Here is a 6000-nt window from a genome sequence, read left to right on the forward strand (position 1 = left end):
CCGCAGATAGTCAACTGTAACAAGTCCGCCTACAGGTTAACTAAAAAACTAGTCAAAGCTGATTTCGCACTCAAGAATTACTCGATTCAGCCTCAAAGTACTGCAATTATCAACATTTGCTTATTTGTTCATTTATATTTAAGAGTCACCTAAATTAGGCTGATATTACGGTGTTATTCAGCTGGGTGTGACTACCGTCGGCAAGCGTTCCAACCACCGTATTCTTTCCGATTGACAGTCCAGCGCCTTTTGCTAACATATGCGTCTGGATAGCCAATTGTCAACTCTCAACTGTTCGACATTAACGTTTTCAATTCGTCTGATTTAACATGTCAACTTCCTATCAGCCCAAAGTAGCCGTTATCGTAGTATCCAGAAACCGACGCGCTTACTTAGACGAGCTGGTTAACAGCCTGCTTAAACAGACTTTCAAAAACTTTGAGATAATACTGGTCGATAATGCTTCACAGCCCGAAACGCGTCAATTCGTAGAGGACTTGACATTGCCTATTCCACTGAAGAGAGTTTTTTTAGATCAGGAGCAAACCATTTCATATTGCCGAAACTATCCCTTTGAGCAGGATCTGATTAGCACCCATGTCAAGTACATCTATTTTATCGACGATGATGACGCAATTTTCAGCTACACCCTCAAAGCAATGGTTGACCGCATCGAGCAAACCAATGCTCATATTGTGTGTGCCAATTCGATTCGGGTGTATTGCACAGAAAAAATGCTGGAGAAAACGTACCGGTATATACGATTCAAAGATGAACTGCGCCCGCTGTTGATCCATGCGTGGCGACTCAGCTTAAGCAAAATTTTGTTTCCTGACAAACGCTGGATGTTTGTCCGCCATGTAAAATCTGCCATGGCCATTCATAGTCTCCTTTTCGATATCAATTTGTTGAAGCGCCACCGTTTTCAGCAAGAAATCACCTATGGTGAGGATAGTATGCTCTATTTTGACATGGCCCCCTCTGTGAAGCAGGTGAGCACTCTTCCCTACATCTTCGTTCTGTACCGAAGGCATGGTAATAACTGCGGTGATCCCCATAATTTTGTGCGTAAAGTGCGCGCCAATCCGCTGTCCATTGACTTTTGCTGGGGCCATTATCCGCTGCCAGACTGCTATATGATCTTCTTCCAAGAGTACGTCGAATATCAGCTGAAACAAGCTAAACGGGGTATCAAGCTGACTCAGACAGAAAGCCTGTCTGATGATCATTTCCGGCAGTTAAGTCAGCAAACGCCTTTATCCACAAAAATGGCCACGGCTTTGCTTTACCCACATCTTGCCGTGCGATTTGCCTTTTTCCGCTTAGGTCATTGGAGTAGAGCAACGGCAATCCGATTGCTCAGCCACTCATCTACCAATAGCCGAGTTTAAAAACAGGCCTACAGCAAGTGGCCATGAGTAACTACCTATGCACGTTATTAAAGCTCTACTGCAACTGATTGGTAATCAAAACAGAAACAAATTTTTTCTGTTCCTGCTCCTATTCCTGTTCATTACCCTGGTCTCCTTCGTCAGCACATCCTGCCTCTTTTTGTTGACCAGTCTTTTGTTGACAGGAAAGACAAGGCTACTGGATCTGCCCTTCACCATCAACAGGGGACAAACGCTCATTCTGCTTTGCGTCGTTAGCATTATCAGCCTCATCGTTCAGGAAGTGGTTGACTATTTTACGCAACTTCGTTATTTGGCATTCAGGGAACGGGCGCGCGCGGAATTGGCCACGACCTATCTAAGCAATATATTGAGTCTGGATATCGACGATTACTTCGCCACCAATTACACCCACTATATCCGCATTTGTTACCATAGTTCCCAAAATATCATTCTACTGCTTCATGCATTCAAAGAGGCAGTGGTTGCTCTTTTTTCCATTATACTGAGTGTACTGCTATTAGGCCGGGCCAATAGTTGGGTGCTGCTTTTTTTAGCGCTCGTCTTTGTTGTCCAGTTCGTGTTGAAATTCAACCGTCGCCATCAGGCTGATTTAACGACTTTGGGGTTTCAGAGTGAAAACATAGCCAAGAAATACACCAGTTATCTGGACGATTTATTTAATATCTATAAGGAGATAAAAGTCTTCAATCGGGGGGCAACCATGATCAATCGGGCCGACGAGCAGCTCAGACTCGTCGCCCAATCTAACCTTGTGTTGAATAGGCGCTACATTGTTGGAGGCAATCACCTGCGTTCTTTTTTAATAAGTGGCATGCTGATTGGTATCATCATTATGGAGTATGTTGGCCTCAACGTGCTGGAAGTAGTACCGATTCTGGTATTGGTGCTGCTACTGGTACAGCGGATTGCTCCGGCAGCAAACGCTATTCATCTGTTTGCCACAAATGTCAACACGTCGAACTACCTGATCCATGAACAGCAGGAACTCAGTCAAAAAGTGCCATCAACAACGGTCAGGGGGGTACCCATTTACTCCTTCGAGCTAATCGAGGTTGATCAGGCTCGATTCGCTTATGGAGAGCGGACTGTTTTCGCCGACTTATCATTCAGTATCCGACGAAACACGATCGTTGGTATTGTGGGCGAATCGGGTCGCGGCAAGACAACTTTCATCGAGTTGTTGGCTGGTCTCAAAGAATACAATCAGGCCCGGATCAAAATTAATGGAGAGACCATCACGTCTTTTCGGCAACTCTCCCCCATGATATCGTTTGTCTCGCAGCGGATTTATCTCATCAATGATACCCTGCGAAACAACCTAACACTTTTCAACGGTCAATTCAGCGACGAGGATATCTGGTATGCCCTGGAGCAGGTTAATCTAAAGCACTATTTCTACCAGTTGGCTGACCAACTCGATACCGTTATTTTGAAAGGAGGGACCAACTTGTCGGTTGGTCAGGCGCAGCGTATCGGCTTGGCCAGAGCCCTGTTGTACAAAAGTGATCTGTTAATTATGGACGAGTTCACAGCCTCGCTCGACTATGAAAATAAGATGCAGATCTGCGCGATTTTGGTGAAACTTAAAGCGAAAGTGACCATTGTAGTCTCTACCCACGACACTGATATCCAGTCCATCTTTGACCAGACCATTACGTTATAGTGAATATCAACTACCACTCGTTCTTGCCGCATTTAGGATATGGTGTCGCCGCTAGAGGATACATCGAGTTAATAAGAGAAAATCCAGTCAATGCCATCAACTGGAAGACGTATCAATTTGATAATCAAACTCCTGAGCATCTGACAACGGCTTTTACAGCGCCTGCCGATCTTAATTTTATTCACCTTACGCCAAACTATATTCCCAAGGTGTTCGATGAGCACTGTTCCAATCTGGCCAACACCGTTTTCGAAACAACCCAACTGCCAGCCGAATGGCTGCCTAATCTAAATAGGGTCGATAGAGTAGCTGTCCCCTGCACCTGGAACAAACAGGTATTCGAAGAGGCAATCAAAAAGCCGGTCTATTTGTTGCCTCACTTGTGTCAGTTTAAGGGCATTCCGCCAGCATCAACAGACACTCTGCTCCAACTGCCTCAGGATCAATTTACATTTCTGACCGTAGGTACGTGGGAATTGAGGAAAAATCTGGAGCAGCTTGTGGATACGTTTTGCCGGGTTTTCTCAAAGAAGGATCCCGTTCAGTTGATCATTAAAACCAGCGAGAACGACCTTAGTAGGCGGCGATATAGTTGGCAACGTGTTGCGTACTGGCAAAAGACGACAAAATCCCTGCAAGGGTTGATGCGTTACAAGCGAAATGCTCCCTCCATCCGCCTGCTACCAACTATTCTGCCCGACCAAACGATGCAGCAACTCTATCATCAATGCCACGCCTACGTGACGCTGACACACGGGGAGGGCTGGGGAATGGGGGCTTACGAGGCCGCCTGGTTTGGCAAACCCGTGATTGCTACCGGATTTGGCGGCTACCTTGATTTTTTGAAAGAAGATAACTCTTTCTTAGTACCCTACAAGCTGATTCCTTATAAGAAAAACCCTTGGGATAGCTCCGACCGGTCTAAGCACTACTACGCTCAGCCTGACATAAAACGTGCTGAAGAGTATATGCGCCATGTTTATCATGCTTACGGCGAAAGCGTTCAAAAAGGCCACCGGCTAAGCGAGTATGTTCACCTGAACTTGAATCGTCAAAAAATCAAAGAGCACCTCGGGGCTTTTCTATCTACCTGATCTCAGTCCAGGTAGTGTGGCCTTGGCTGCTTAGGTATGTCGTAGTAGATTATCCATCGTTCTCATATGGTTTATTTTTTATCCACTATAGATCCGTCGTTAACCCGCTCTGGCCTCGAGAAAAGATGTCATATGTGGTGGCATTACTGGCGGCTAGAGAAAGGATCCGTTGAGTGGGTACAACTTCCCGAGCAATGGTGTCCGGGAGGCCGATTAAACCGGTGGCTGCAGAACTGGCTTCCTTTTGAATCACTCCCACAGCCAGTTCAACTGTTTCTGTTTTTTTCGGGATCACCCCTGAAGCAGCTCGTACGGCACAATCGGCTAATGAGCCGTTTCCTGGCTCATTCCTTGCACCCCGAGGACATTGTATTTGTGTTCCGGGCTTACAACATCTATTATTTATCCACTAAAAAAATAAAGGCCTTACTTGGTCAGTCGAACCAGCTGGTGGTTGATTTTGATGAGAGCGACTATTTGTCGCTGGGTACCTTCGGCGATAAAATACCGCACTGGCCATTGGTCAAACAACTCATACTTGAGCGGGAGCAGCTGCTACTGTCGATGCCCCATATCACCTACTTTGTATCGGGGAAAAACGAGTCTGACAACATAAAGGCGCATTATCGATCAGTGGCCCAAATTCGGGTATTGCCCAATAAGTTGGCTCTTAAACCAATCATCCACCAACGGTCATTGTCCACGCCGCTGCGGTTACTGCTGATCGGCACGTACACGTATGAACCCAATCTGGACATGATTCAGGATTTGCTTGATAACCTGCTTCCTGATCTATCTGCTCCGGGTGCCTACGAATTTCATGTGGTCGGCCGGGGTTTGCCCAACGCGCTGATTGAGCAACTAAAAAGCTTTAGTGGCGTTATAGTCCATGGCAGCTTATCAGATTTCGCACTGGAAGCACTGTACCAAACTATTCACCTGAACCTGACGCTGGTGCGGTTTGGGGGGGGGACGAAGTACAAATTGGTTGAAGCGCTGGCTTATGGTATTCCCATTGTGGCCACAGCGGCCTCAGTGGAAGGCCTGCACATCAAGCCGATGAAACATTACATCCCTGTTACCAGCCACAGCTTCAAAGAAAGTATGGGGCTGTTAACCCAGGAAAACTACCGTCAGATGCAACTAGATTGCCGGTCTGTTTATGAGCAACACTACTTCTTCCAACGGATTGAGTAACTTAAAACAATCTCTCAAATACTCAGCCAAAGCGCAAACCACGAGCGGGATAGCTACCCAACTGTTAGCTTTACCGCTCAGACAAAACCAAGATCGACCACTGGCCTTTGTCGCTGAAAAAAAGGAACTTTCAAAGGGCAGCGGGCCGATTTATCCACCCAACCAGGAAAGACCTATTGGTGCGATGCAGACCCCGCTGACCCCTTTGAGAGCAGAACAGGAAACATATAGGAATTGAGGCAACCAGGCCTACTATCACAGTTTTGTTTGCCCTTCTGCATACTTGGTTTGTGCAACGTAAAATAGCCCAAAACGATGAACACTTACAAGTACTTTCTAGGCAATGACATTGGCAAGTCAACCGTCGCTGTCTGCGTCATCGACGGACAGGAAAAAAGGCAATTGGAGCTGAGCATTCCAAACACCAGTGAGGGTATGAAAACCCTGCTCGACAAGCTACAGACCCTCCCCGACTTTTCCCTAAACACAACACTCTTCTGTATGGAACATACAGGAGTGTACTGCCAACCAATGGTCAGTTTCTTCTATGCTCTGGGGGCGGATCTGTGGCTGCAGTCGGCCGTCCACATCAAGCATAGTCTGGGGCTCACCAGAGGGAAAACCGATAAAG

At 46.6% G+C, this 6000-nt stretch carries 5 protein-coding genes; all 5 read left to right on the forward strand.

Annotated features, from left to right (window positions below; all coding sequences use genetic code 11):
* The first annotated feature begins 329 nt into the window (after positions 1-329).
* A complete protein-coding gene (locus ACAW87_RS07865) occupies positions 330-1391 on the forward strand; it encodes a glycosyltransferase family 2 protein (RefSeq protein WP_370722807.1) in 1062 nt (353 codons plus the stop codon).
* A gap of 37 nt (positions 1392-1428) precedes the next feature.
* The gene (locus ACAW87_RS07870; protein WP_370722808.1) at positions 1429-3078 is read left to right on the forward strand and encodes an ATP-binding cassette domain-containing protein; all 1650 of its coding nucleotides are present in this window, start codon (positions 1429-1431) and stop codon (positions 3076-3078) included.
* On the forward strand, positions 3078-4172 hold the full coding sequence (locus ACAW87_RS07875; protein WP_370722809.1) for a glycosyltransferase family 4 protein: 1095 nt from the start codon (positions 3078-3080) through the stop codon (positions 4170-4172). Before ACAW87_RS07870 ends, ACAW87_RS07875 begins: the two co-directional genes overlap by 1 nt.
* Before the next feature lie 327 nt (positions 4173-4499).
* A complete protein-coding gene (locus tag ACAW87_RS07880; RefSeq protein WP_370722810.1) occupies positions 4500-5369 on the forward strand; it encodes a glycosyltransferase in 870 nt (289 codons plus the stop codon).
* A gap of 315 nt (positions 5370-5684) precedes the next feature.
* Positions 5685-6000, forward strand: a 316-nt coding sequence (locus ACAW87_RS07885; protein WP_370722811.1) for an IS110 family transposase, incomplete at its 3' end; no start/stop codon positions are given.

This window comes from Fibrella aquatica, assembly GCF_041321135.1.
Classification (GTDB): domain Bacteria; phylum Bacteroidota; class Bacteroidia; order Cytophagales; family Spirosomataceae; genus Fibrella; species Fibrella aquatica.

Bases quoted from the DNA above. Each gene is read 5' to 3' on its own strand.
- ACAW87_RS07870 (WP_370722808.1), top strand. From the start codon at position 1,429: ATGCACGTTATTAAAGCTCTACTGCAACTGATTGGTAATCAAAACAGA.
- ACAW87_RS07880 (WP_370722810.1), top strand. From the start codon at position 4,500: ATGAGCCGTTTCCTGGCTCATTCCTTGCACCCCGAGGACATTGTATTT.
- ACAW87_RS07865 (WP_370722807.1), top strand. From the start codon at position 330: ATGTCAACTTCCTATCAGCCCAAAGTAGCCGTTATCGTAGTATCCAGA.